General features: G+C 69.7%; 22 protein-coding genes and 3 pseudogenes. 17 read left to right on the plus strand and 8 right to left on the minus strand.

What is annotated here, in order from left to right; translation table 11 throughout:
- Positions 1-216 precede the first annotated feature (216 nt).
- The 3 genes from V1460_RS18125 to V1460_RS18135 are packed head-to-tail and all read right to left on the minus strand — an operon-like array spanning position 217 to position 3,282.
- Positions 217-1,203, minus strand: a complete 987-nt coding sequence (locus tag V1460_RS18125) for an aldo/keto reductase (protein ID WP_338674695.1) — start codon at positions 1,201-1,203, stop codon at positions 217-219.
- A 13-nt stretch (positions 1,204-1,216) separates the two neighbouring features.
- Positions 1,217-2,014: an alpha/beta fold hydrolase gene (locus V1460_RS18130; RefSeq protein ID WP_338674696.1), complete on the minus strand. Its 798-nt coding sequence runs from the start codon at positions 2,012-2,014 to the stop codon at positions 1,217-1,219.
- A gap of 8 nt (positions 2,015-2,022) precedes the next feature.
- On the minus strand, positions 2,023-3,282 hold the full coding sequence (locus V1460_RS18135; protein WP_338674697.1) for a cytochrome P450: 1,260 nt from the start codon (positions 3,280-3,282) through the stop codon (positions 2,023-2,025).
- A gap of 633 nt (positions 3,283-3,915) precedes the next feature.
- Between V1460_RS18135 and V1460_RS18140 the strand changes: the two genes are divergently transcribed.
- From V1460_RS18140 to V1460_RS18185, 10 genes and pseudogenes are all read left to right on the plus strand, one after another.
- On the plus strand, positions 3,916-4,521 hold the full coding sequence (locus V1460_RS18140) for a condensation domain-containing protein (RefSeq protein ID WP_338674698.1): 606 nt from the start codon (positions 3,916-3,918) through the stop codon (positions 4,519-4,521).
- Positions 4,521-5,363: a phosphopantetheine-binding protein gene (locus V1460_RS18145; RefSeq protein ID WP_338678090.1), complete on the plus strand. Its 843-nt coding sequence runs from the start codon at positions 4,521-4,523 to the stop codon at positions 5,361-5,363. The genes V1460_RS18140 and V1460_RS18145 overlap by 1 nt, the downstream gene beginning before the upstream one ends.
- A complete protein-coding gene (locus V1460_RS18150; protein ID WP_338674699.1) occupies positions 5,363-6,064 on the plus strand; it encodes a condensation domain-containing protein in 702 nt (233 codons plus the stop codon). Before V1460_RS18145 ends, V1460_RS18150 begins: the two co-directional genes overlap by 1 nt.
- 4 nt (positions 6,065-6,068) lie before the next feature.
- Positions 6,069-6,656, plus strand: coding sequence for an AMP-binding protein (locus V1460_RS18155; RefSeq protein ID WP_338674700.1), 588 nt, complete (start codon positions 6,069-6,071; stop codon positions 6,654-6,656).
- Positions 6,568-7,431: an AMP-binding protein gene (locus V1460_RS18160; protein WP_338674701.1), complete on the plus strand. Its 864-nt coding sequence runs from the start codon at positions 6,568-6,570 to the stop codon at positions 7,429-7,431. The genes V1460_RS18155 and V1460_RS18160 overlap by 89 nt, the downstream gene beginning before the upstream one ends.
- A 14-nt stretch (positions 7,432-7,445) precedes the next feature.
- Entirely contained in the window at positions 7,446-7,985 is a 540-nt protein-coding gene (locus V1460_RS18165; protein ID WP_338674702.1) for a phosphopantetheine-binding protein, read from the plus strand.
- Positions 7,982-9,208: a cytochrome P450 gene (locus V1460_RS18170; protein ID WP_338674703.1), complete on the plus strand. Its 1,227-nt coding sequence runs from the start codon at positions 7,982-7,984 to the stop codon at positions 9,206-9,208. Before V1460_RS18165 ends, V1460_RS18170 begins: the two co-directional genes overlap by 4 nt.
- Before the next feature lie 35 nt (positions 9,209-9,243).
- The gene (locus V1460_RS18175; protein WP_338678091.1) at positions 9,244-9,609 is read left to right on the plus strand and encodes a hypothetical protein; all 366 of its coding nucleotides are present in this window, start codon (positions 9,244-9,246) and stop codon (positions 9,607-9,609) included.
- Positions 9,492-10,436, plus strand: a pseudogene (locus tag V1460_RS18180) (polyketide synthase); the annotation flags it as partial. The gene V1460_RS18175 and the pseudogene V1460_RS18180, both read left to right, overlap by 118 nt.
- 373 nt (positions 10,437-10,809) lie before the next feature.
- Positions 10,810-11,109 (plus strand): annotated as a pseudogene (locus V1460_RS18185) (hypothetical protein); the annotation flags it as partial.
- 343 nt (positions 11,110-11,452) lie between these two features.
- On the opposite strand, the gene V1460_RS18190 reads toward V1460_RS18185, so the two are convergent.
- Positions 11,453-12,148, minus strand: coding sequence for a YoaK family protein (locus tag V1460_RS18190; protein ID WP_338674704.1), 696 nt, complete (start codon positions 12,146-12,148; stop codon positions 11,453-11,455).
- Between the two features lie 751 nt (positions 12,149-12,899).
- A complete protein-coding gene (locus V1460_RS18195) occupies positions 12,900-13,325 on the minus strand; it encodes a hypothetical protein (RefSeq protein WP_338674705.1) in 426 nt (141 codons plus the stop codon).
- Positions 13,326-13,640: 315 nt separating this feature from the next.
- Here V1460_RS18195 and V1460_RS18200 point away from each other — a divergent pair.
- The 5 genes and pseudogenes from V1460_RS18200 to V1460_RS18220 all read left to right on the plus strand — a co-directional run.
- Positions 13,641-14,446: pseudogene (locus tag V1460_RS18200) on the plus strand (class I SAM-dependent methyltransferase); the annotation flags it as partial.
- Positions 14,447-14,889: 443 nt separating this feature from the next.
- Positions 14,890-15,948, plus strand: coding sequence for an NAD-dependent epimerase/dehydratase family protein (locus V1460_RS18205; protein ID WP_338674706.1), 1,059 nt, complete (start codon positions 14,890-14,892; stop codon positions 15,946-15,948).
- Positions 15,945-16,625: a glycosyltransferase family 2 protein gene (locus tag V1460_RS18210; protein WP_338674707.1), complete on the plus strand. Its 681-nt coding sequence runs from the start codon at positions 15,945-15,947 to the stop codon at positions 16,623-16,625. Before V1460_RS18205 ends, V1460_RS18210 begins: the two co-directional genes overlap by 4 nt.
- Entirely contained in the window at positions 16,622-17,245 is a 624-nt protein-coding gene (locus V1460_RS18215; protein WP_338674708.1) for a TIGR04282 family arsenosugar biosynthesis glycosyltransferase, read from the plus strand. Before V1460_RS18210 ends, V1460_RS18215 begins: the two co-directional genes overlap by 4 nt.
- Positions 17,242-17,910, plus strand: a complete 669-nt coding sequence (locus V1460_RS18220) for a methyltransferase domain-containing protein (RefSeq protein ID WP_338674709.1) — start codon at positions 17,242-17,244, stop codon at positions 17,908-17,910. Before V1460_RS18215 ends, V1460_RS18220 begins: the two co-directional genes overlap by 4 nt.
- A 34-nt stretch (positions 17,911-17,944) precedes the next feature.
- Here the strand turns inward: V1460_RS18220 and V1460_RS18225 are convergent, their stop codons facing one another.
- Together V1460_RS18225 and V1460_RS18230 are read right to left on the minus strand one after the other, a co-directional pair.
- Entirely contained in the window at positions 17,945-18,409 is a 465-nt protein-coding gene (locus tag V1460_RS18225; protein WP_338674710.1) for a hypothetical protein, read from the minus strand.
- Entirely contained in the window at positions 18,409-19,461 is a 1,053-nt protein-coding gene (locus V1460_RS18230; protein ID WP_338674711.1) for a molybdopterin-dependent oxidoreductase, read from the minus strand. The genes V1460_RS18225 and V1460_RS18230 overlap by 1 nt, the downstream gene beginning before the upstream one ends.
- A gap of 275 nt (positions 19,462-19,736) precedes the next feature.
- Between V1460_RS18230 and V1460_RS18235 the strand changes: the two genes are divergently transcribed.
- A complete protein-coding gene (locus tag V1460_RS18235) occupies positions 19,737-21,185 on the plus strand; it encodes a glycosyltransferase 87 family protein (RefSeq protein ID WP_338674712.1) in 1,449 nt (482 codons plus the stop codon).
- Between the two features lie 163 nt (positions 21,186-21,348).
- Here the strand turns inward: V1460_RS18235 and V1460_RS18240 are convergent, their stop codons facing one another.
- Positions 21,349-22,221 carry a transposase family protein gene (locus V1460_RS18240; protein ID WP_407077480.1) on the minus strand — a complete coding sequence of 291 codons (873 nt, stop codon included), beginning with the start codon at positions 22,219-22,221 and terminating at the stop codon, positions 21,349-21,351.
- Positions 22,222-22,395: 174 nt separating this feature from the next.
- Here V1460_RS18240 and V1460_RS18245 point away from each other — a divergent pair, with 174 nt between their 5' ends.
- On the plus strand, positions 22,396-22,740 hold the full coding sequence (locus tag V1460_RS18245) for a VOC family protein (RefSeq protein WP_338678093.1): 345 nt from the start codon (positions 22,396-22,398) through the stop codon (positions 22,738-22,740).
- The last annotated feature ends 279 nt before the right edge of the window (positions 22,741-23,019 follow it).

A 23,019-nucleotide genomic window follows, 5' to 3' on the forward strand; every position in this document is an offset into this window, starting at 1 on the left:
CATACTCAGCGTGCCTCCGGATCAGGTCGTATCGGTGAGCGGGTCGGGTGCGTCCGGTAGCACGGTGGATGAAGGAGCCCACGCGGAGCCTCGGCGCCCCACGACGACGCGGCGAGCGTGCGGGTGCGGACGAGCCCGGACACGCGGATCCGGCGACGACCAGCTCCGGAACGTACCGGAGCGGCCATCGCCGTTCGGCCGACCATGGCCGTCGGCTCAGTTCACGGAATCGAGCTTCGCCCGCTGCTCTTCGGTCAGTTCGAGGTCCACGGCGTCAAGGCTCTCGTCCAGCTGCGCGATCGAGGACGCGCCGACCAGCGGAAGGATGGGGATGTCGCCTCCCATCAGCCAGGAGAGAACCACCTGGTTGACGGTCGCGCCCGTCTCATCGGCCACCGCCTTCACCGCCTCCTGCCTCGCGGGCGTGCCCGCGTGCTCGAAGCCCGGCCCCAGCGGCTTGTCCTCACGGACGTACGCACCGGACAGCAACGGGGAGTAGGCAACCTGGGTGAGCTCAGGGTTGGCCCGCACATAGCTCAGCAGGTCGCCGCCGACGAGGCCTTGATTGCCGTCGGGTGACCGCAGGCTCGGTACGTCCATGCGCTGGCGCAGGTAGCTGTGGTGGTGCTGGAGCACCTCATAGCCGGGCACCCCCGCCTCGGCGGCCAGCGTGCGGGCGCGCTCCACCCGCCATGCCCAGTGGTTGCTCGCGCCCAGCAGGCCGGCGATCCCGTCGCCGACGATCTCGCCGAATGCCTCGACGGTCTCCTCGAGCGGGGTTTTCTCATCCATGACGTGCGCGTACAGGAGGTGGATGCGCTCGATGCCGAGTCGGTCCCGGCTGCGCTCGGCGGATTCACGAATGACTTTGGTCGAAAGGCCCTCGATGTCGAGGCTGAATCCGTTCGTCGGAGCGTTCGGGCGGGCGCCGAGTTTCGTGGCGATCGTGATCTCGTCGCCGATTCCCCGGGTGCGGATCCAGCGGCCGAGCAGTTCCTCACTTTCGCCGCCCTGTGTCGTGTTGACCCAGAACGCGTAGTTGTTGGACGTGTCGATGAACGTGCCGCCCGCCTCGACGAAACGGTCGAGAACGGCGAACGAGGTCGCCTCGTCGGTCACCGTTCCGAAGAGCATCGAGCCGAGGCTCAGCACACTCACCTCACGGCGGGTGGCCGGGTCGCTGCCAATAACGCGGTATTTCATGAGGGAGTCCTCTTCAGGGGGTACCGACGGTATGCGGAACTGATGCGTCCAGGTGAGCCTTTTGTTCACCCGCTACGGAAGTGGTGATGGCCTCCACGAGGGTGCCGAGATGGGGAACCAGAAAGAAATGACCGCCGCTGAGGACCCGCAGTCGGAACGGGCCGGTCGTGTGATCGGCCCAGGCCCGGGCCATCGCCGCGTCCACGCGTGGGTCGACGTCCCCGATGAACGCGGTGATCGGGCAGTCGAGACGGGGAGCTCCCCGGTAGCGGTAGGTCTCGGTGGCGACGTAGTCGCTGCGCACGGCGGGGAGGATGGCGGCGAGCAGGTCCGGATTGTCCAGCATCCGCGTGTCCGTACCCCCGAGGAGCTTCATATCGGCGATGAGCTGCTCGTCGGTCGCGAGGTGCACCGAGCCCGGCGCGGGAATCGACGGGGCGCGGCGCCCGGACACGAACAGGGCGGACACCTCGGCGCCTTCGGCCCGGAGCCGACAGGCCACCTCGAAGGCGAGCGTGGCTCCCATGCTGTGCCCGAAGAAGGCGAAGGGCTCATGGGTCCAGTCGGCCAGTTCGGCGGCGATGACGTCGGCCAGCTCGGTCATGCTCTCGATACAGGGTTCGTTGAACCGCTCCTGGCGGCCCGGGTACTGGACGGCCAGCATCTCGGTCCCTGGCGCGAGCATGGCCGAGAAAGGAAAGTAGTACGAGGCGTTGCCGCCTGCGTGCGGGAAGCAGAAGAGCCGCAGGGCACCGGGCTCCGCAGGGTGGAAGCGGCGCAGCCACGGGGTGTCCGGCGGGGTTGCGGGCATGACAGAGGTCACCCCGGCCGCCGTACACCGGCACGGGGCCGGGCAGTGATCGGTACGTGCTTGTAGCCGGAGACGAAGTTCGAGGCCAGCCGCTCGGGCTTGCCCGCCGGCCGGAAGTCGTCGAACCGGCCGAGGAGTTCCTCGAAGAGGATCCGCAGCGTGACCCGGGCGCCGCTGTGGCCGATGCAGTAGTGCGGGCCGATGCCGAACGCCACGTGCTTGTTGGGCTTGCGGCGGATGTCGAAGGACATCGCGTCCGGGAAGACGGTCTCGTCCCGGTTGGCCGAGCCGAGCCAGACCACCACCGCGTCGCCCGCGGAGACGAGCGTGTCACGGACCTCGACGTCGCGCGTCGCGTAGCGCAGGAAGTGGTTCACGGGAGACGCCCAGCGCAGGGTTTCCTCGACGGCGGTGGCATTGACCTCCGGGTGAGCGGCCCAGTCCTCCAGCACTCCGCTGTCGATGAACTCGGCCATGACGTAGTTCGGTGAGTGCGGGGTGGTGACGTTCGCGCCGAGCAGCAGGCTGTAGCAGTTCGCCACGATCTCCCCGGGGTCCATGTGGCGGCCTTCGAACTCAGTGGAGATCAGCACACTCAGCAGGTCGTCACCGAGGTCGTTCCGGCGGAACCGCATCAGGTCCTGGAAGTATGCGAAAAGCTCGCGGTGCGCCCGCTCCAGGGTGGCGTCCCTGCCGCCCTGATCCTGGTACTCCGGGCCGTCCGCGGCGATGCACACCGTGGTGAGCCGGCTGAGCCAGGGCCAGTCCGCTTTGGGCAAGCCCATCATCGTACCGGTCACGGACATCGGCATCGCCAGCATGGCCTCGGCGAAGTCGAAGCTCCCGCCGTCCGTGAGCGGCATGATGAGGTCCAGGACCAGGGGCCTGATCATGTCCTTCTGGCGCTCCACGGCCTTGACCGCGAGGGCCTTCTTCAGGCGAGTCTGCATCTCGGTGTGCCGGGGCGGGTCGGTGACGGCCAGTTGCTTGCCTCCCGCCGGGTCGTCCGTGCCCAGGAGGTCGAGCATGGTGCCGCGCTCCGAGGTGAAGGTCGCGGTGTCGCGGAGGACTCGCTCGGCGTCGTCGAAGCCGACGATGTTCCAGAACCCGCGTCTGTCGTCCACCTCCTGACGGGTCAGCGTGTTCAGATCCCGCATGCGCCGCCAGACGGCGTGCGCGTCACCATCGCTGTAGAGCAGAGGGTCGACGAGGTCGGTCGGTCCCGGGTGGACCGGGCATCCGGAAATCGCGGCGTCGTGGACTTTCAAGGCTTTCGTCGTCCTTTCGTCCGAGTGCGGGGCGACCCCTTCTTCATTTCGATTGGAGGCATGCCGCAGGACAACGTACAGGACGACTGCCGGAACGTGAACCAATCACTTTTCCGGACCGCTACGATTCGGACGTGCGTCAGGGCTTGAACCGCGACTTCCGGTCTATGGGCGCTTTTGAGCCAGGTGGCCTGAAACACTAATCGGCTGGTCCGAGCGGCATTCGCAACCCGAACAAGATCACCCTTGACACGCCGATTGACAGGCAGCTAGCGCCATTCAGCCGTTGGTCGGAGATACTGTCCGGCCGTTGACAGGACTTACTTTCCTGTTCCCAATGGTTTCGAAATAAGGCGCGACACGGGAATTTGCATTCCTGGTTCTATTATCCAAGTGAGTCTTCGGGGGATTCTCTCTTGCTGTCCGATACATCATTGGAAGATGCCGTTTGGTACCCCGTGACACGTATGCAGCAAGGACTCTGGGCACTGGATCGCGATGAGCTTCTGAGGCCGACTCAACTCGTTCCTTCCGTCGTCGAGTTCGCCGGCCCGGTGAACCACGCGCTGCTCGTGGCCGCGACCGGGCGCGCTCGCCAGGCACCCGTCGCTACGGGCCAGGTTCCGGCTCGACGTGAAGCGTCGGCGCGTCGAGTACAGCAGCCACGAGTCCCCGGCCGTTGCGGGTTTCCTCGACGCGGCGGCCGAAGGCCGGAGCGAGGAGGAGATCGACCGCCTCGTCAAAGCCCTGTGCTCCACCCCCTTCGACCTGGCCACCGAGGCACCCGCCAGGGCCGAGATCATCCGGATGGACGCCGAACGCACGCTCCTCGTACTCACTTCGCACCACATCGTCTTCGACGGTCCGTCGCGCACCATGCTCCTGGAAGAGATCTTCGCCATCTACCGGGCCGGACTCGCCGGAACGGAACCGGAGTTGAGCAGCCCTCCGCATCCGGCCTCGATAGTCTCCACCCGCTCCGACGAGGAGACAGCCGCCCAGGTCCAGGAAGTGGTCGAACGGCTGCGCGGCGCTCCCACCGACGTACGGCTGCCCTTCGATCGCGCCGCCGGGGAAGAAACGTCATTCCTGGGCGCCAGCGCCACCACCCGCCTCGACGCCGAACGGACGGCCGAGGCACTGGCCGTCGCGGCGGCGGAAGGCTGCACCACCTTCATGCTGGGGGTCGCCTGCTGGCCGGGACCCTGGCCCGCAGCAGCGACCAGCGGGACTTCCTGATCGCCTTCGCCTGGCCCGGGCGTGACCATCCCGAGGCCGCCGATGTCATCGGCATGTTCATCACGACGGTCGTCCTGCGCGTCTCCCTCGACACGGACACGACCTGGCGCGCACTGCTGAGCAAGGCGCGGACCGGCAGCATGGAGGCGTTCATGGACAGTGACGTGCCGCTGGACGCCATCTCGGCCGAGCTCAACCCCGACCGCAACGCGCTCTGGCCACCGCTGACCCCCGTCCTCCTCAATCTGGACGACGCGCCGCACAACCCCCGGCTCGCGCCCGGTGTCACCGGCCGGCTCCGTCCGCTCGACCCGCTGTACATCAAGTACGGCCTCGCGGCATTCGTCCGCATCGCCGACAGCCCCCAGGGACGCAGGCTGGAACTCTCGCTGGACTACCCGGCGGACGTCACCGACCACGCCGCTGTCGCCGCCTTCCTGATGGATCTGCGGCGCAGTGCCGCGGACCTTGCCACTTCCCCGGAGGAAACCGTGCTCGAACAGTCCATCGACGCGATCGCCCTCGACGACCCGGCCGAGCGGCTCGAACTCGTACGGTCCATCTGGCGCGAGGTCTTGGGTACCGACGAGGTCGACGACGACGTCAGCTTCTTCGAATCGGGCGGCGACTCCCTGCTGCTCGTCCTGCTCGTCGAGCGGCTGAGCCAGGCCTCCGGGCGGGGGCTGCGCACCGTCGACCTCTTCCGCTCGGCCACCGTGAACGGCCAGGCCGAGCTTCTCGCGGCGCCCTCATCGGCGCCCGCTCCGGCCGCTGTCGGCACGAGGGACGCCGGCCTGCTCGACGCCGCCCGCAACCGCCGCACGGCCGACGAGGCCGTCTGATGACCCGCGAAGAACTCGCGGCGTCCGTTCTCGGCGCAGCGACGGACCCGGCGACCTTCGTCTCGCAGACCTTCATCGCACTGGGCGGGGACTCACTGCGCGCCATGCGGCTGGCGGCGCTGATCGAGGAGCAGCTGGGCCTTCGCGTCGCGGTGAAGGCGCTACTGGGCGGCGAGCCCCTCGCCGATGTACTCGCCGGCGCCGCGCCCGTGGAGGCGGGTGCCACGGGTGGTGCCACGCATACCGCGAAAGGGGCCGGCGAGCGCAACGGCGCCGGCGACGACAGTGCCGTCTCCCCCGCGCAGCGCGGAATGTGGCTCATCGAGCGGGTGGCCGGCGGCTCCCCCTACAACCTGGTCTTCAGCTGCTTCGTCGAGGACGGCCGACTGGACCGGGAGAAGCTCACGAAGGCCCTGGCCGAGACCGTGGCCCGCCACGAAGGCCTGAGAACCGTCTTCCGCGAGTCCGGAGACGACGTCGTGCGCGAGGTACCGCCCGCCCACGCGCCGGATGTGACGGCCTTCACCCACGACGGCCCCGTGGACGGTTTTCACGCCTTCGTACGACGGGTCGGCGCCGAACAGGGGCGCTTGCCCTTCGAGTTGTCGACCGCGCCGGCCTACCGCTTTCTCCACTTCTCGCACCCTCAGGGCCGCGAGGCCGTGGTCCTGGCTCGCCGACTTCCGCGCCACCGTCGATGAGCTCGTGGCGGACCCGGCCGCCCGGCTGGAGGATGTGCGCGGCATCTCCCCCGAGGGCCGCCTGCGGCTCGACGCGATCAACGAGACGCGCCGGGACTTCCCGGACACCTCGCTCGACGCGCTCTTCCGGGAGACGGCCGCCCGGACGCCGGACGCCGTCGCCGTACGCGACGAGGCGTCCGAACTGACCTACGCTCAGCTCGCGGACGCGGCAGCCGAGCAGGCTCGCCTGCTCAGCGCGGCCGGTGTCCGGCCGGGTGACCGCGTGCTCGTCGGCGTGGACCGCTCGGTCGCCGAGGTTGTGGCCGTCCTCGGTGTGCAGTGGGCGGGCGCCGCATATGTCGGTGTGGAACTGAGCGGGACGGACAGCCATCTCGCGAAGATCGTGGCGCGTGCCGAACCGGCCGCCGCGCTCGTCGGCCCGGTGCCCGGGAGCGCCGCGAGCCGCCTCGCCGGGCTGGGCGCCGCCCCCGTGGCGACATGGGAACCGTGCTGGTCGGACGGTGCCGCCGCCGCGGGAATCCGTTCCGTTCCCGCCGGAGGACTCCGCTCGGCAGGGATACCTGGCCTTCACCTCGGGGTCGACCGGTGAGCCCAAGGGCGTATCGATTCCGCACCGCGCCGTGATCCGCCTTGTCCACGAGGCGGAGTATGTGCGACTCGGCCACGGCGCGCGGATGCTGCGGCTCTCGCCGCTGGCCTTCGACGCCTCGACTCTGGAACTTTGGGGGGCACTGCTGACCGGAGCCACCCTGGAGGTGCACCCGGCCGGTCTGGCATCGCCCTCGGAACTCGGAGCGTTCCTGCGCGAGCGCGAGGTCACCGTCGCCTGGCTCACCGCGGGCCTGTTCCGGCTTGTCGAGGAGTTCGCCCCGGACTCACTCGCCGGGCTGCGGCAGTTGCTGACCGGCGGTGACGTGGTGCCGCACGAGCACACGGCGCGCGCGCTCGCCCGTCACCCTGGCCTGATCATCACCAACGGCTACGGGCCGACCGAGAACACCACCTTCACCACCACGCACTCGGCTCGGCGGCCGGAGGACGTCGACGGCCCCCTGCCGATCGGCCGGCCGGTGCCCGGCACCCGGGTGTACGTGCTCGACGAGCGCCGCAGAGTGGTGCCGCCTGGCGCGGTCGGCGAGCTGTATGCGGGAGGCGCAGGACTGGCCGACGGCTACTTCGGCGACGACACCGGGACCGCACGCTCGTTCGGGTCTTCTCCCCCGATGTGCCCGAACGCCTCTACCGCACGGGCGATGTCGTTCGGATCGACAGCCTCGGCCGGCCGTGCTTCCTCGGCCGGGCCGACGACCAGGTCAAGCTGCGCGGCTACCGGGTCGAACTCAGCGCGATCAGCGACGCCCTGACCGCCCACCCGGAAGTGCAGGACGCCGTCGTCCATGTCACGGACGGCGACAGCGCGGAGAAGCGCCTGGTGGCTGCGGTGGTCCTGGCCGCCGGCGCCGGGATCGACGCGGTCGGCCTGCGCGCCCTGCTGCAGGAGCGGCTTCCGGCGTACATGGTGCCCACGCTGTGGGCCGTCGTGGACCGGCTGCCGGTGACGGCCAACGGCAAGGTGGACCGGCGTGCGCTCGCGGCGGGGGCCGTGCCCGCCGCCCAGGCGGGCCGGTCGGGGGCAGCTGTCACCGAAGGGGCGCAGGAGGCTCCGCACAAGGCCGTTGCGGACCTCACCGAGCAGATCACCGAGCTGTTCGCCGCGGTGATCGAAGGCGGCAGGCCGCCCGAAGACGTCGTGGCCGACACCGACTTCTTCATGGTGGGCGGCAACTCCCTCGGCGTCGTTCGGCTGATGCGCAGGCTCAAGGAGCAGCTCGGAGTAAGCGTGCGTCTGCGCGACTTCCTGCTCTCGCCGACCCCGGAGGGCCTGCGGGCGCTTGTCGAGAAGGCCACCGGCCGGTGACCCGTACACCGGCGACAACCGCCCTCGCACCGCCGTCTCCCGACGGCGTGCGGCCCCCGGAGTGGGACGAGGGACTGGAATGCTGGGTCGTCGCGGATCCGCGGCTGGCCCGGCAGATCCTCAACCACCCCGGCTTCACCTCCGGGACCTTCGAGCGCTCCTTCCAGCTCTACATGACAGAGGCCGCACGCGAGGAATTCAGCGAACTCACCGAGTTTCTGCGGCTGTGGTTCGTACAGGCCGACGCCCCCGAACACACCGCGCTGCGCCGCCCGGTGCAAAGGGTGATGTCCGCCTCGTACGTCCGCTCCCTCGCACCGCGTATCGAGCAGATCGTCGACACATGCCTCGATGACCTCGCCGCGGCCCGGCCGCACGACGTGGTGCCGACGGTCGCCGACGGCATCTCCGGCACGGTCATGGCCGATGTGATCGGTGTCGACGAGCCGCCGGAGGTACCGCACCGCTGGTCGCGGACGCTGTCCCTGTTCATCGGAGCCATGTACCGGCAGGACCACGCCAGGGAGGCCCATCGCGCCATGACGGAGATGACCCGGGCGCTGTCCCGCGCATCCGCCCCGGCGGCCTTCCCCCGCGACACACCGCAGGACCGGGCCCGTACGACGGCGACCTGGGCGATGAACCTGTTCGGCGGCCTGGAGACGACCGCGTCGCTGCTCGGCTCGACCGTGCTGACGGCACTGGGCGATCAGGCCGTGTGGGACGCGGTCCGCGAGCAGCGGCCTGGCGCTGTGGAGGAACTTGTCGAGACCGTGCTCGTACAGCGGCCACCGCTGCGGCACCTCGGACGGGTCGTCGCCCGTGATCACGAGGTGGCAGGCGCGCACCTGAAGGAGGGCGACCTCGTGCTCGTCAGCCTCACCGGGGAAGGACTGCTCGCCGACGGGGACCGGCCGGACGACCGCACGACCGGCGGCGGATGTCCGGTCACGGGGGCAGGCTCGGACGGGGCCGGGACCGGAGCCGGCCGGTCGGAGCCGCATCTCGTCCTCGGCCATGGACCGCACTACTGCATCGGCGCCCCTCTCGCCCGGCTGGAAGCGGCCGTTCTGCTGCGGCGGCTCGCGAAGCGGTTCCCGAGTGCCCGCCTCGCCGCCGACGCCGCCGTGTGGGGACCCAGCCTCTCCTATGTCGGCCTCGATCATCTGTACGTCGATCCGGGTCCGGCAGCCACCGCACCGCGCCGGACCGGAGGGATGTGACCGTGTCGACGTAGAACGCCGTGGCCGTGGTCGGCATGGCCTGCCGGCTACGGGGCGCCGATGACGTCCGGCAGTACTGGGCAGCGCTCACGGGCGCCGTGGACGGCATCAGCCGCCGCACGACCGAGCAGCTGCTGGCCCGGGGAGCCGACCCGGAGTACGTGCGCCGCGACAACTTCGTCCCGGCCATGGCGTCATCTCCGGCTCCCGGCGGTTCGACTGGGCGTTCTTCAGGTACAGCCGCGCCGAGGCGGCGGCGATGGACCCGTAGCAGCGCGTGTTCCTGGAATGCGCCACGACGGCCCTCGACGACGCGGCGCTCGACCCCGTCCGGTTCCCGGGCCGGGTCGGCGTGTACGCGGGGGCCGACCGGGTCGGCGTTCGCAGGGACGACTCCCTGAGCGAACTTGCCCTCTACATCGGGCAGGAGAAGGACTTCCTCGCCACCCGCGTGGCCTACAAGCTGGGGCTGCGCGGGCCCGCGCTCACCGTCCAGACGGCCTGCTCGGCCTCGTTGACAGCCCTCCACCTCGCCGCACGGGCCCTCGTCGGCGGCGAATGCGACGCGGCCCTGGCGGGCGGTGTCACCGTGATGCCCGAGGGCGAGTGGGGTTATCTCTTCGAACCGGGCGGCATTCTCTCCCCCGATGGCCGCTGCCGGCCGTTCGACGAGAACGCGGCAGGCACCGTGCCCAGCGAGGGCGTCGCCGTGGTGGTGCTCAAGCGGCTCGCGGACGCGCTGCGCGACGGTAACCGCATCGCCGCGGTGATCGCGGGCACGGCGGTCAACAACGACGGCTCGGACAAGATGGCGTACACCGCGCCGTCCATCACCGGGCAGAGCGAGGTGATCCGCGCCGCGCAGCGGATGGCGGGCGTCGACCCCGCCGACATCGACTACGTCGAGGCGCACGGCACGGCGACCAAACTCGGCGACCCGGTCGAGGTGCAGGCTTTGACCGAGGTGTTCCGGGACGCCTCGAAGGCCACCGGCTGGTGTCGGCTGGGCGCGGTGAAGGGAAACATCGGGCACACCGGCGTGGTGGCGGGCGTCGCCGGGCTGATCAAGACCGCGCTGATGATGGAGCACGGACAGCTCGTGGCCACCGCCCACTTCGGCAGCCCCAACCCGCTGCTGGAGCTGGAGGAATCGCCGTTCCGGATCGCCGCGGACAACGAACCCTGGCCCCGGCGCGGCACACGGCTCGCGGCTGTCAGCTCCTTCGGCGTGGGTGGCACCAACGCCCACGTCCTGGTCCAGGGCGCCCCGTCCCGCCCGCGGCCAGCGGGACGGGGGGCGGCCCCCGGCCGTTCGCGCTGTCGGCGGCCACGCCCGAGGCACTGGGACGGCTGGCCGGTGCGCTCGCCGACCGGCTCACACCGGCCGCGAACGGCGAACAGGCCCCGGCTCTGGATGAGATGGCGAGAACACTGGCGGACCGGCGGGTCCACCGGCACCGTTCGGCGCTGGTCGCCTCGGATCCGGCGCAGGCGGCCCGGCTGCTGCGCGGGGTGCAGAAACGGACGGACGAGGCCACGCCGGACGCAAGCGGGTGAGCCCTCCGGTGCTGTTTCTGGCCAGTCTTCGGCGGCCTTGCCCCGGCCACTCACGCCCCATGGCCGCCGCGTTCCTCGCCAACACCGCCGGCCCCTACCCGAGGGCCGGCGGCACCCCGCAGGTACAGCGGGCGACGCGCGCGGCCGTCGCCGACTTCACCTACCTCACCGGGTGGATGACGATGTACGAGAACGAACACGGCACCGGCCAGCGCCACTACCAGCGCGCGCACGAACTCGCCGCAGCCGCCGAGGACCACCTCACCTACTGCCGCACCCTGCGGGACAAGAGCCTTCAGGCCAGTCATCTCGGGCACGGGCCCAAGGGGCGCGAGCTCGCCGAAGGGAAGACCTCCCGTGACGCGCAGCGATGCCTCAAGCGGGTCATCTGCCGTCAGATCTTCTGGATCCTTGAGCCCGCCGACCGGAACCGACTCGGCAACGAAGAAGAACTCGCTCACGCAGCTTGACACGACATAGCAGCCTCGGGGCTGCCGTGGCGTGTCGCGCAGAAAGGCCGTCCAGCGCAAACTCGGGGAAAGTGACGACCTGGACTGGAGGGGCCAGAACTGGCGACCTCGCGCAACCGGGAGTCGCGTATTCCGTGGCTCTCCAGGGGCGACGGCACCGTGTGTGGTCGCCAGGGGCATAGTGCCGGTCGTGCGTTGCCGACCCTCGGTTGCTTCGTCATGTGCCGGTGCCGTCCGAGGATCTCGTTTTGCCGGGGCCCATCACGCGGAGCGACGCCCAGGACACCGCAAAGAGCCCTGCGGCTACCAGTGACGACCGTGTTCCCATAGCGGCAGTGACCAGCGCGCCGATCGCGGCACCCGTGCCGAAAGACAAGATGACTGACGCGTACAAGACCGCGAGACGCAGGTCGGACTGGCTCCGGGTGCGGCGTGCGGTCAGCGCCGCGCCGGTGACCCTTGTCAGGTTCCCGGTCATAGCGACCGTGAGGAAGGTGGCTGGTCTGACCATCTGGAAGAAGACGACCTGGAGCGCGACGACGAATCCGATGGATGTGGTGACTGCGGTCTGTGGAATGCCCCCGGGCGCCAGTCCGATCACGGACAGCACCGCGGTTTCGAGGGCGAGGGCGTACAGCAGCGGACAGCGGGCAGTTCGATTGCCTTTTGTCGAGATGCCACGGAACGACTCGGCTACGACGACACCTGCGACGAACGCCATCATGGGCCACAGGTGCGTAAGAGATCCGTGGGATCGAGGCTGGGCCAGGTCGACACAGAACAGGACCAGATTTCCCGTCTGCGCTCCCGCGAAGACGCCACCGTGAGCCATGTACAGATAGGCATCCACGTAGCCATTGGCCACAATGACCAGAGAGCTCAGCGTGACAGGGACTGTAGCGTCTTCACCCATCCGGGCTCCGGGGCAGCGGTTGGACAATGGGGCCGGTTGTTGTTCCTGTGTGGACCAAGGACACCAGCATATGGACGATACGGGGCACGATACCGTCGCGTGAAACAGCCTCACGGAGCAGTTCCTCGACCCGTTCGGCTGTTTCGGTGAGTACGACGGTGTGCGGCTGAAGATGTCGATGATCGCGTAGACGTGGAACCAGAAGGCCTTGGCCGGACCGGGCAACCGGGTAATGTCCCAGGTGAACCTCTCCGAGGGCCCGCACGTGACCGGTTCGGGATCGTCCTGGACGGGTGGGGTGGCCCAGCGGCGGACGCAAGCCAGTACATGGGGGTGCAACCGTGCCGCGCGCTGTGTTCGGCACCGATGCCTTGAACGTTCACCTCGATCCGTCAGCCATGACCGGGCTTCTGTGAGGTGATCGGTTTACCCTGGTTTGTCTTCTTGGAGAGGTCAGGGTGCGTCGCGTGTCGCTGCGGCTGCGCCGGGTTCCACGGGCCCGGGTGGTGCTGGTGTCCTCCGTTCTGCTCTTCGTCGGGGTCGGGCCGGCCGTCAGGTGACGGCCGGGAGGCTGGAGATCCGGCTCCAGGCGGTGGTGAACGCGCTGACCCAGGGCCAGGAGGTGTTCGTGCGGGGCGTGGGTCGGCGACCGTGTTCGACCCGGCGTTGCCGGGCCGCAGATGGTCGCGCAGCATCAGACACCCGGCAAACGACGTCAGACCATCGCCACAGCAGCCAAACCGGACAGCACCTAAGCCGCAGAGATGCAGCCCTGGGCCATCGCCTCAGTGACTTTTTCCTCGCCGTCAGCGACGGCCCGGTCCAGTTGCTCGGTACACCAGCGGGTCACCTGGTCTGCCATGCCGGATCCGGGGCCCTCGCCCTTGTCGACCAGCTTGGTGGCGAGGTCCCGTCCGAAGTCATAGTCTGCGGCTGCTTCGGTGCCCGGCTCGTAGGGGTTGCCGACGAAGTAGTTGTCCGGCTCCGACTCGGGGGCGGTGCCGGTGTTCGCGGCGATGAGCCAGCATGCGACCAGGAGTGTCGGGGTGCCCATGCCGACGGCTGCCCACCACCAGCCGACCCGGGTAGAGGTTCTGCGCCCGACCGCGTAGGACAGCGTTGCCATCAGTGGGAGCAGGACGAGCAGGCCGAAGATGACGGCGATGCCGAGCGCCATGCTGCAATCCTTCTTTCAGTGAGGCCGGGGGCCACCCGTTCGGCGGGCAGAACGCTGCGGCGATCTCCTGCCAGATCGTCGGAGCGTACCTGCTCGGCCAAAGACATTAGAGCCTCCGCGCGCCTCGGATGGGGCGCGTGAGGGCCGGTGGACAATACGTGCGGCGGCTGCGCTGCCGCTCGGCACCGTCCCTGTCGTGTGAGGAGACCCGGCCATGAAGCCCGTAGCCACCTCGCTTGTCCCTCGTCCTTCGTCGGTCGTCCCGGTCCCGCGTCCCGGTCTCGCCGCAGTCTTCCGTGGCATGACGGCGGCGAGGTGACCGCTGCTCCGCGGGAGGATCCGACGGGTGACGGACGCTACGGTCGGACCGTCTTCCGCCCCGACGAGGCAGGTGGGGGCGCGCGCATCGGCCTCGGGGCCCTCGCCTACGACGACCTCACCCTGGCACGGCTGCGGGCACTCGGGGCCGGTCCCGGATGGCGCTGCCTCGACGTGGGCGCCGGCACGAGTACGGTCTCCCGCCGCCTCCTTGACGAGGCCGGGGTGGAGCATGTAGTCGCCGTGGACCGTGACGTCCGCTTCCTGACCCGGCGACCCGGGCTCGACGTGCTCGAAGCCGATGTCGCCGCCCCGGATTTCGACCCCGGCCGGTTCCGGCTCGTCCACGCGCGGTTCGTGCTGATGCATCTGCCCGAGCACGAGCGTGTGATCGACTCGCTGGCAGCGCTCTTGGAGCCCGGTGGGGTGCTGGTGCTCAGCGACGCCGTCGACCTGACGGGCGGCCACACACCGCGAACGCCGTACACGGCAGCCATGCGGGCGATGTGGCGGGGGCTGCGGGTCGGTATCGGCACCGATGTCTCCTGGGTACCTTCATACCCGCAACTACTGCGCCAGGCAGGTCTCTCGCCTGTCGCGGCCGAGCTCCATGTGCCCCGCTCCTGCCGGGCAGTGCCCTCAGCCGCTTCTGGGCGGACACCTGGGAGCGGAGCAGAGCGGCGATGCTGGCCACCGGACTCGTCGATGACGCGGCCATCGACAGGGCGGTCCGCTACCTGGAGTCGGAGGAGTGCGCCGACCTGTCGGCAGGCATGCTCACCGCCTGGGGGGGAAAAGCCCGAACAGGATTCCCGATGAGCCGCGTCCGTGCACGACCGCCCGGTATCCGCGCACCGGGCGCGGCAGCGCCGTCGGCCGGACGGGAATCCGGACGCGAACCGTCGACCCGAGCGGGGCGGGGCGGGGCGGATGCCCGCACGTTCACCGAATGCGGCGGGACGATCGGCTGCCGGCTCCGGGGCTCGTTTCTGAGGAGCCCTTCCCCGCCTTGGTGCTGCGCTTCTTGTAGCGGTACCGATCGAGAACGGGAGGCCGTCCGTCACGTGATCCCTTGCGCAGGCGGGCTGTCAGGCTGCGTCGTTGCCCGGACGCGGCAACCCCGACGCCTGGTCGACCCCCCTGTCGTCACCACCCGCTCCGGCGTCCGCCGGGCAGACCTTACGGACCTGTGACGGCCGGGCGTGGGGCAGGGGCAGAACGCGAATCCCGCCGTAGCGTCAGCGACATGCGAGTACTTGTCACTGGAGGCGCAGGCTTCATCGGTGCGCAGGTCGTGGCCGCCCTCACCACGCGGGGCCACGAGCCGGTCGTCCTGGATGCCCTGCTCCCCTCGGTCCATCCGGTTCCTCCCTTGATGGCGACCTGCGCCGACCGCATCCAAGGGGACGTGCGGGATCGCGGCGTAGTCGTGCGGGCGCTGCAGGAGGTCGACGCCGTCTGCCACCAGGCGGCGATGGTCGGCCTCGGCAAGGACTTCGCCGAGGCGCCCGACTATGTGGCCTGCAATGACCTGGGCACCGCGGTGCTGCTCGCGGCGATGGCGGAGGCGGGGGTCCGTGATCTGGTGCTGGCCTCCTCGATGGTCGTGTACGGCGAGGGCCGCTACGAGTGTCCGGTCCACGGGGCGGTCCGCCCGGGACCGAGGCCAGGCGCGGCCCTGGAGTCCGGCCGCTTCGAGCCCGAGTGCCCCACCTGCGGGCGGGAGCTGACGCCTGGTCTGGTGGGCGAGGACGCCCCGGCCGATCCGCGCAATGTCTATGCCACGACCAAGCTCGCGCAGGAACATCTCGCGGCAGCTTGGGCACGATCGACGAACAGCCGGGCCGTGGCCCTGCGGTACCACAACGTGTACGGACCGGGCATGCCGCGCGACACCCCGTACGCCGGCGTGGCGTCCTTCTTCCGCTCGGCACTGGAGCGCGGCGAGGCGCCACGCGTCTTCGAGGACGGGCGCCAGCGGCGGGACTTCGTCCATGTGCGGGATGTCGCGGGCGCCAACGTGCTGGCGCTGGAGGCAGTGGGTGACCGGCAGCCCGGCGTGCTGACCGCGTACAACACGGGCAGTGGAACTCCCCACACGGTCGGAGAGATGGCGGCCGAGCTGGCGGCCGCGTGCGGCGGTCCCGCACCGGTGGTGACCGGCGAGTTCCGGCTCGGCGACGTACGCCACATCACCGCCGACTCGCGACGGCTGAGGGCGGAGCTGGGTTGGAAGCCGGTGGTCGGCTTCACCGCGGGCATGGCGGAGTTCGCGACGGCGGAGCTGAGGGGTGCGAACGGATGAGTGCGATGGGGGATGTCATTCTGCCCTGCCTCGACGAGGCCGAGGCACTGCCTTGGGTCCTGGAGCGCATTCCGGCCGGTTGGAGGGCGATCGTCGTCGACAACGGTTCGACCGACGGGTCCGCTGAGGTCGCACGTTCGCTCGGCGCCACGGTGGTGTACGAGCCGCGCCGCGGGTTCGGCGCGGCCTGTCACGCGGGGCTGCTGGCCGCTGCGGCGGAGTACGTCTGCTTCTGCGACTGCGACGCCACGCTGGACCCCCTGCTGCTGCCGGACTTCGTGCGACGGGTAGCGGACGGCGAGGCGGACCTGGTCCTGGGTCGGCGCCTTGCGCATGAGCGTGGTGTCTGGCCCCTGCATGCCCGCGCCGGAAATCTGGCCCTGATGCGCATGCTGCGCCGCCGCACCGGGCTGTCGCTCCGGGACCTCGGCCCGATGAGGGCGGCGCGCCGCGAAAACCTGCTGGACCTCTGCCTCACCGACCGGCGCAGCGGCTACCCGCTGCAGATGGTCGTCCGGGCTGCTGACGCGGGCTGGCGGGTGACGGAGCTGGACGTGCCCTATCTGTCCAGGACCGGAAGGTCGAAGGTGACCGGCACGTGGCGCGGCACATGGCAGACGGTCCACGACATGCGGGCGGTGCTGGTGGAGTCGCCGCCCTTCGAGGAGGCGGTATGAGCACGCTGCTCGTCATCGCGAAGCAGCCCGTGCCCGGACGGGTGAAAACGCGGCTCACCCCCTTCTACACGCCCGAGCAGGCGGCTGCGCTGGCCGAGGCCGCTCTGGCCGACACTCTACGGGCGGTACGTGCCACCCCTGCGGGACGGCGCGTTCTCGTGCTCGACGGAGTGCCGGGGGCGTGGTTGCCCGACGGCATCGACGTCGTACCGCAGGTCGCGGGCGGCCTGGACGAGAGGCTCGCGGCCGCGTTCGCGTCCTGCTCGGGAACGGCCCTGCTGGTCGGCATGGACACCCCGCAAGTCACACCGCGGCTGCTCGCCCACGGGTTGGAACTCGCCAGGAGCGGGGCTGCGATCGGGCCCGCCGAGGACGGCGGATTCTGGGCATTGGGGCTGGCCGAGCCCAACCCCGAGTTGCTGCTGGGCGTGCCCATGTCCGTAGCGGAAACAGGGGCCGTCCTGCGTCGCCGACTGGTCACCGCGGGTCTGACAGTGGGCGAGCTTCCCCGACTGAGGGACGTCGACACACCCGGCGATGTGCCGCGAGTGGCCGCCCAAACCCCGAGGAGCCGCTTCTCCGCGGCAGCAGCGCAGCTCACCGGGTCGGGGGTTCGATGACGACCACCGTGCCCACGACATCGACTCCCGCCACTGCTTGGCGGGCCGATCCCTACACAAGAGCACTGCGCACCGGCCGGGGCCCGCTGTTCCTGCGCCGTCCGGACGGCTGGCTGCTTCCGCTGGAAGTGGAACGCTGGTGCGCGGCCCCTGACGCGGCGGATCTGACCGTCCTGGACCGCTGCCGGGGACCCGTCCTGGACATCGGCTGCGGTCCAGGACGGCTCGTGTCCGCACTGGCTGAGCTGGGCCGGCCGAGTCTGGGGGTCGACGTCAGCCCGGTGGCCGTCGCGCGCACCGTCGACTCGGGCGGCAGTGCACTGTGCCGATCGGTATTCGATCCGCTGCCCCAGGAGGGTTGCTGGGGCACCGCACTGCTCGTCGACGGCAACATCGGCATCGGCGGCGACCCCTTCGTGCTGCTGACCCGAATCGCTCAGCTGGTCTCCCCAGCCGGCCTGCTGATAGTCGAGGTGGACCCGGCGGATGTCGACGAGCGCGTGGACGTCCGGGTGGTGGACGGAGAGGGAATCCCCGGTGGGGTCTTCCCATGGGCCCGGTTGGGTCTGCCCGCACTCCTCGGCTGCGCCGCCGAGGCAGGATGGAGCCACGCGGCACCATGGAGGGTCTCAGGTCGCACTTTCGCGGCACTCTCCCGCGGGTGAGCGAAGCCGCTTGCGCCGTACGGCACTCGGAGGTCTATGGCCTGCCGTCTCCGGCGGCGTCGTCACTGTCGGCCCCGTCGCTCTCCTCGCGGTGACGCGTCCGCCGCGCGGCCAGTGCCCGCACAGCGCGCGGCAGGATCAGCGCGGTGGCGGCCAGGACAGCGACGACACCTGAGGCCAGCAGCCAGTTGTCCACATAGTCCAGCGGCAACGCGGACGGATTCGCCGGAGCACCCGGGCGCAGCAGCGGTGGGAGCGCGATCAGGGTCAGTGCGCCGCATACGATCATGGCCGCTCGGATCACGGGGCGCCCGGGTAGTACTGCCAGCAGAGAACCCACCGCCAGAACCACGGGTGCGATGAGGACGTCGTGCAGGACGATCGCCCCACCCAGCCAGATCACCACGTCCCATGGATCCCGCACGTCGCCCGTGCCGAAGAGCAGCCAGGCTCCGAATCCCATCACGACGAGGCCGATCCCGCCCATGAAGATCCGCATCAGAGGACCTCCAGCCGTGTGACCCACTTGGTCTGGAGTACGCCGGGACGGTTCGGGGCGATGACACGGGCCGGGAAACCATGGTCCAGGGAGAGGACCTCTCCATTGAGCTTCAGCGCGAGCAGCGTCAGCGGGTCGCGTGCGTATCCTCGGCCCATCTCCATGATCCGGTAGGCCCCGCGCCGCTCCAGGGACACCACACGCAGCAGCGCGCCCGGCGGCGCCCCGGCCAGGTCGAGCAGGTCACGGATCCGCACGCCCGTCCAGTCGCCCGATGCGCTCCAGCCTTCAACGCACGCGATGGGCAGGCTGACGGTGTGCTGGGGCATGGATCGGAGTTCCTCCAGCGAGAGTTCGTACGGTCGGGGCCCAGCTACCGACAAGCGCCACTGATCCACCGCCACCCCGGTGCCGAGTCCGGCCGCGGCGGCTGTGCGGTTGACGGGCAGTCCCTGTCGGCCGTGGTCCGGGTGGCGCGGCGCCAGCAGGTCGAACCGCTTCAGCGGGGTGAGTGACTGACCGACCGTCACAAGGGTGACCGCGCCGACGGCCGCCGCGACCCCTGCCAGGAACGAGCGTCTGTCGGGCTCGTCCTCAGCCGGAAGCTCCAGCGTTCCCGGAGACCTTCGGGTCCAATGTGACCTGATCTGGGGAGCTTTGACCGCGACGTGCAGCAGCAGCGCACCCACCAGCATCCAAGCCACCGCGAAGTGCACCGGCACGAAGGAGAACGGCCACGGGTACCACTGGAAGGTGTTCAGCAGCCCGCTGAACACCTGGAACACCGCTGTCGCCACCAGCGCCGCCACCGACAGCCGCTCCAGGGCGTGCAGTACGGAGCGGGCCGGCGGCCAGAGGAAGAGCCGCGGATACACAATCCACAGCTTCGCCATCAGCAGCGGGATCACGGCGATTCCGCTTGCTACGTGCAGGCCCTGGGACAGTCGGTATCCCCAGACCGGACGGGGCGGCAGCAGCGGCAGCAGCCAGTCCGGCGGCTTCTGCAGGAAGTGGCTTGCCAGCCCGGTCAGGAAGCACACCACGATCGCCATAGCCGACCAACGGCCGACGGCAGTCGCGGTGCGGGGGTCGTGGAGCCGTCCTTTGAAGGACGGTAGCCATGTACCGACGGGCAGTCGCCCCCTGCACGCGCGCAGCCGATCCGTGAGGGATGCCACGAGGCCACGTTCCCATCCAGTGCGTCGCCATCTCATGGCACCATCACACCCCCGAACGGGGCATTCGGTGCTGCTTCGACACCTTACGAATCGCTGACGTCGACGTCGGCGGCCCGCCCACGAGAGCATCGGCTGGCACGCTGAGCAGCGTGATCAACCCTCGCACTCTCGTCACCGGTCTGCTGCTGGCCACTCTCACCATCACGCTCGCCCTCACCGTCCGACACGACGGATACGTCACGGATTCCGTCGGCCTGGCCTGCTGGTACGGGGCCTGCTGGCTGCTGTTCGCGCTGGCGGTCCGGTTCCTGAGGAAGGTCTCCGTCCGCCACGCAGTGGCGATGGTTCTCGGCGGCTCCGTGATCATCGCTGCGACAGGGCTCATGGCTCCCCCACGTACCAGCAGCGACTCGTACCGCTACGCCTGGGACGGACGGGTGCAGGCTGCCGGGATCTCCCCCTACGACCACCCTCCCGCCTCCCCCGCCCTCGCCGAGTTGCGGGATCCCTGGCTCTTCCCGGCGGGCACGGATTGCGCAGGCCCGGAGCGCGCACGGATCCCCGGCCCCGTCGGCGAGATCCGATGTACTCGGCTCAACAGGCCACGCGTCCACACCATCTACCCACCGGTGGCCGAGGGCTATTTCGTACTGGTCCACGCGCTTTCCCCGGATGACTCCCGGCACAAGCCCCTGCAGATGGGAGGTGCGCTGCTGTCCGTGGGCGTGACCGGCGTGCTGCTGCTGGCGCTGCGCCGACGGGGCGATCCGCGCGATGCCGCGTACTGGGCCTGGTGCCCGGCAGTGCCCATCGAAGCGGTCAACAATGCCCACGCCGACGTCCTCGCTGTGCTTCTGGGTGTGGCCGGTCTCGCCGCCGTCGCGCGGCACCGCACGCTGGGCGGCGCCCTTCTCGGAGCCGCCACTGCCGCCAAGCTGCTGCCCGCGCTCCTGCTGCCGGGCGCGCTCTCCGGAGTGCGCAGATGGCGAGACGCCGCCGCAATCGTGATCCCTGCCGCCGCCGTTGTCGCACTGACGTATCTGCCGTATGTGCTTCTCTCGGAGGGCTCCGTCCTCGGCTATCTCGGCGGGTACGTCGAGGAGGAGGGTTACGAGGACTCGTCGGCCCGAAGCCGCTACGCCCTGCTACGGCTGGTGCTGCCCGGCAGTTGGGCGGTCCCGGCCGTCGCTGTCGTGATGTTGTGTGTCGTCGTGCACGTGCTGCTCCGCGGCGATCCCGGACGCCCGTGGCATGGCGCCCTCTTGGTCACCGGTACGGCCTTCCTCCTGCTGACACCCGGCTACTCCTGGTACGCGCTGCTGCTCATCGCACTCGTGGCCCTGGACGGCCGCTGGGAGTGGCTCACGGTAGCCGCGGCAGGCGCAGCCAAGTACGTCACCGCGCAGTCGGGCGGCGACCCGGACGTGATCGCCACGACCGCGCACACCGTCGCAGCCTGTGCGGTGGTCACGGGCTGCTTCCTCAGGCGTTCGCGAAATCCCCATGGCTCCGACCGACAGGGCCGCACCAAGCGGACGCAGGAGAGCGCGCAGCCGCTGCGCAGACGCGGGAACCCGGCAACTCGGTTGAAGACATGAGTCCCGAACGGAGGACTCCCGGACCTCAGTCATGGCCCGCTCACCCCCTTCTGCAGCCGTGAGGCTGATGCGAAGACCTTCTGCTTCACCGAGCCAGCCCTCACGTTCGGCTTCGTCGATGCGGCCGTACAGGTTGTTCCGAATCTCTTCGAGTCGAGGCCGTTCAGTGAACCCTTCTCGGTAACGTCTCGTGACGGTTCGTGATCTTCGGCCAGGTGGTGCACCCGTGTTCCATCTGGAGCAGGACGAGGGCGGCTCGGGCGATCCGGGTGATGCCGCTGGGGTCGAGGCTGACCCGGCGCAGGGCCTTGAAGGTGACCTTGAGTAGGGCGTTGGCCCGCTCGGCGACCGCGTGGACGCCTCGGATGACTGAGTTGAACGCCTGCTGCCCGTCGTCGAGTTCGCCGCCTTTGGGCTTCTTGACCGGATGGCGGAAGCCGTCGCCGGCGCTTTCGTAGCCGAGGTCGGTCAGGGTGGGAATGTCAAGGGTGGAGGCGAGCCGGTTGAGGGCGTCGACCAGGCCGTGGGTGCGGGAGCAGGTGGTGTCATGTTCGCGGCCGGGGCGGACCGGGGAGACCCAGATCGGCCAGCCGTCGGGGGCGGAGATGACCTGGACGTTGCCGCCGTGGTGCTTGTGCTTCCCGGACCACCAGAGGTCGGCGCCGTTGGGGCCGGGGGCGGCGACGCGGCCGGCACGGATGACGGTGCCGTCCAGGTTGAGATGGGTGTAGCCGGCGGACGCCGCCCGTTCCAGCGCGGTGGACAGATCCGGGGCGTGGTCGGCGAGCACGGTCAGCCCTTCGTGCGAGTAGCGGTACGCGGTGGGAACCGAAACCCCGTTGTCCCGGGCGAGTTGGGCCAGCCGCGTCCCGTCGACGAACCACCGCAGCACCAGGACACCCTGCTTGAAGACGCCCAGAGCGCGGGTCCCGTTGCGAGTGCCGAGCCGTTCGCGGTGCTCGCGCAAGAGTCGGGCGAGAGACTCGGCGGTCTCCCTACCGACGTCGAGTGTTGCGGTATAGGTGATACTGGTCAACGCGTGAAGCCTCTGGGTTCCGGAACGTGATCTTCGCAGACCTGTTCCTACCAGGGGCTACTCGCATACCTGATGCCGGGTCAGTCCGTCTGGGCCAGTCAGGAAGATCGCGGATCTGTCGGACGGGCGATCTGGCCAATACTCTGAGCCCCGTCCGCACTATCTGGGAGAGTCATGACAAGTAGGTTCACCGAGTTGGTCGTTGACTGCCGTGATCCGGAGAGGCTCGCGGCCTTCTGGTGCGAGGTCCTGGACTTCAAGGTGATCGACCGGAGCGCGGGCAGGGTCGAGATCGGTTCCTGGGTGCCGACCGTCCAGGATGTTCGGGCCCGTCAGATGCCACCCACCCTGCTGTTCATCCAGGTACCCGAGGGCAAGACCGTGAAGAACCGGCTTCACCTCGACGTCAGCCCGATCGACGGCAGCACCGAGGACGAGGTGACCAGATTGATCGGCCTCGGCGCTACCAAGACGGATGTGGGCCAGGGCTGTATCGGCGGCCCAGGCCGCCCGGCATAAAGCGAGGGCGTCCTGACCCAAGACCTGGGCGAGGCGGTCGCGCTTGGTCTGCGAGGACGGCATCCGCCAGCCATCCACCCGGGACCCGTACCGCTGGGCGAACCCCGCCACATCGATCCGGCCGGCCAGCCACGACGGCGCCGCAGTCGCGAGGGCCTCCAGGGCCGCCCGCACGCTCTCCCCTGCCAGCTCAAGACGGTTCAAGTCCCGCACCGCACTGATCACATGGGTGGAATCAGTACGCTGCCTGCCTCCGTCCCCCACCAGGCCGGCGTCCTT

Origin of the sequence: Streptomyces sp. SCSIO 30461, from assembly GCF_037023745.1 — a bacterium.
In the GTDB taxonomy this organism is placed as follows: Bacteria; Actinomycetota; Actinomycetes; order Streptomycetales; family Streptomycetaceae; genus Streptomyces.

What these genes read in the sequence shown, in the direction of transcription:
- V1460_RS18215 (WP_338674708.1), top strand. Translation starts at nt 16,622, where the DNA reads ATGAGCACGCTGCTCGTCATCGCGAAGCAGCCCGTGCCCGGACGGGTG.
- V1460_RS18210 (WP_338674707.1), top strand. Translation starts at nt 15,945, where the DNA reads ATGAGTGCGATGGGGGATGTCATTCTGCCCTGCCTCGACGAGGCCGAG.
- V1460_RS18175 (WP_338678091.1), top strand. Translation starts at nt 9,244, where the DNA reads ATGGCCTGCCGGCTACGGGGCGCCGATGACGTCCGGCAGTACTGGGCA.
- V1460_RS18130 (WP_338674696.1), bottom strand. Translation starts at nt 2,014, where the DNA reads ATGCCCGCAACCCCGCCGGACACCCCGTGGCTGCGCCGCTTCCACCCT.
- V1460_RS18190 (WP_338674704.1), bottom strand. Translation starts at nt 12,148, where the DNA reads ATGGGTGAAGACGCTACAGTCCCTGTCACGCTGAGCTCTCTGGTCATT.
- V1460_RS18225 (WP_338674710.1), bottom strand. Translation starts at nt 18,409, where the DNA reads ATGCGGATCTTCATGGGCGGGATCGGCCTCGTCGTGATGGGATTCGGA.
- V1460_RS18195 (WP_338674705.1), bottom strand. Translation starts at nt 13,325, where the DNA reads ATGGCGCTCGGCATCGCCGTCATCTTCGGCCTGCTCGTCCTGCTCCCA.
- V1460_RS18150 (WP_338674699.1), top strand. Translation starts at nt 5,363, where the DNA reads ATGACCCGCGAAGAACTCGCGGCGTCCGTTCTCGGCGCAGCGACGGAC.
- V1460_RS18230 (WP_338674711.1), bottom strand. Translation starts at nt 19,461, where the DNA reads ATGGCGATCGTGGTGTGCTTCCTGACCGGGCTGGCAAGCCACTTCCTG.
- V1460_RS18245 (WP_338678093.1), top strand. Translation starts at nt 22,396, where the DNA reads ATGACAAGTAGGTTCACCGAGTTGGTCGTTGACTGCCGTGATCCGGAG.
- V1460_RS18220 (WP_338674709.1), top strand. Translation starts at nt 17,242, where the DNA reads ATGACGACCACCGTGCCCACGACATCGACTCCCGCCACTGCTTGGCGG.
- V1460_RS18205 (WP_338674706.1), top strand. Translation starts at nt 14,890, where the DNA reads ATGCGAGTACTTGTCACTGGAGGCGCAGGCTTCATCGGTGCGCAGGTC.
- V1460_RS18125 (WP_338674695.1), bottom strand. Translation starts at nt 1,203, where the DNA reads ATGAAATACCGCGTTATTGGCAGCGACCCGGCCACCCGCCGTGAGGTG.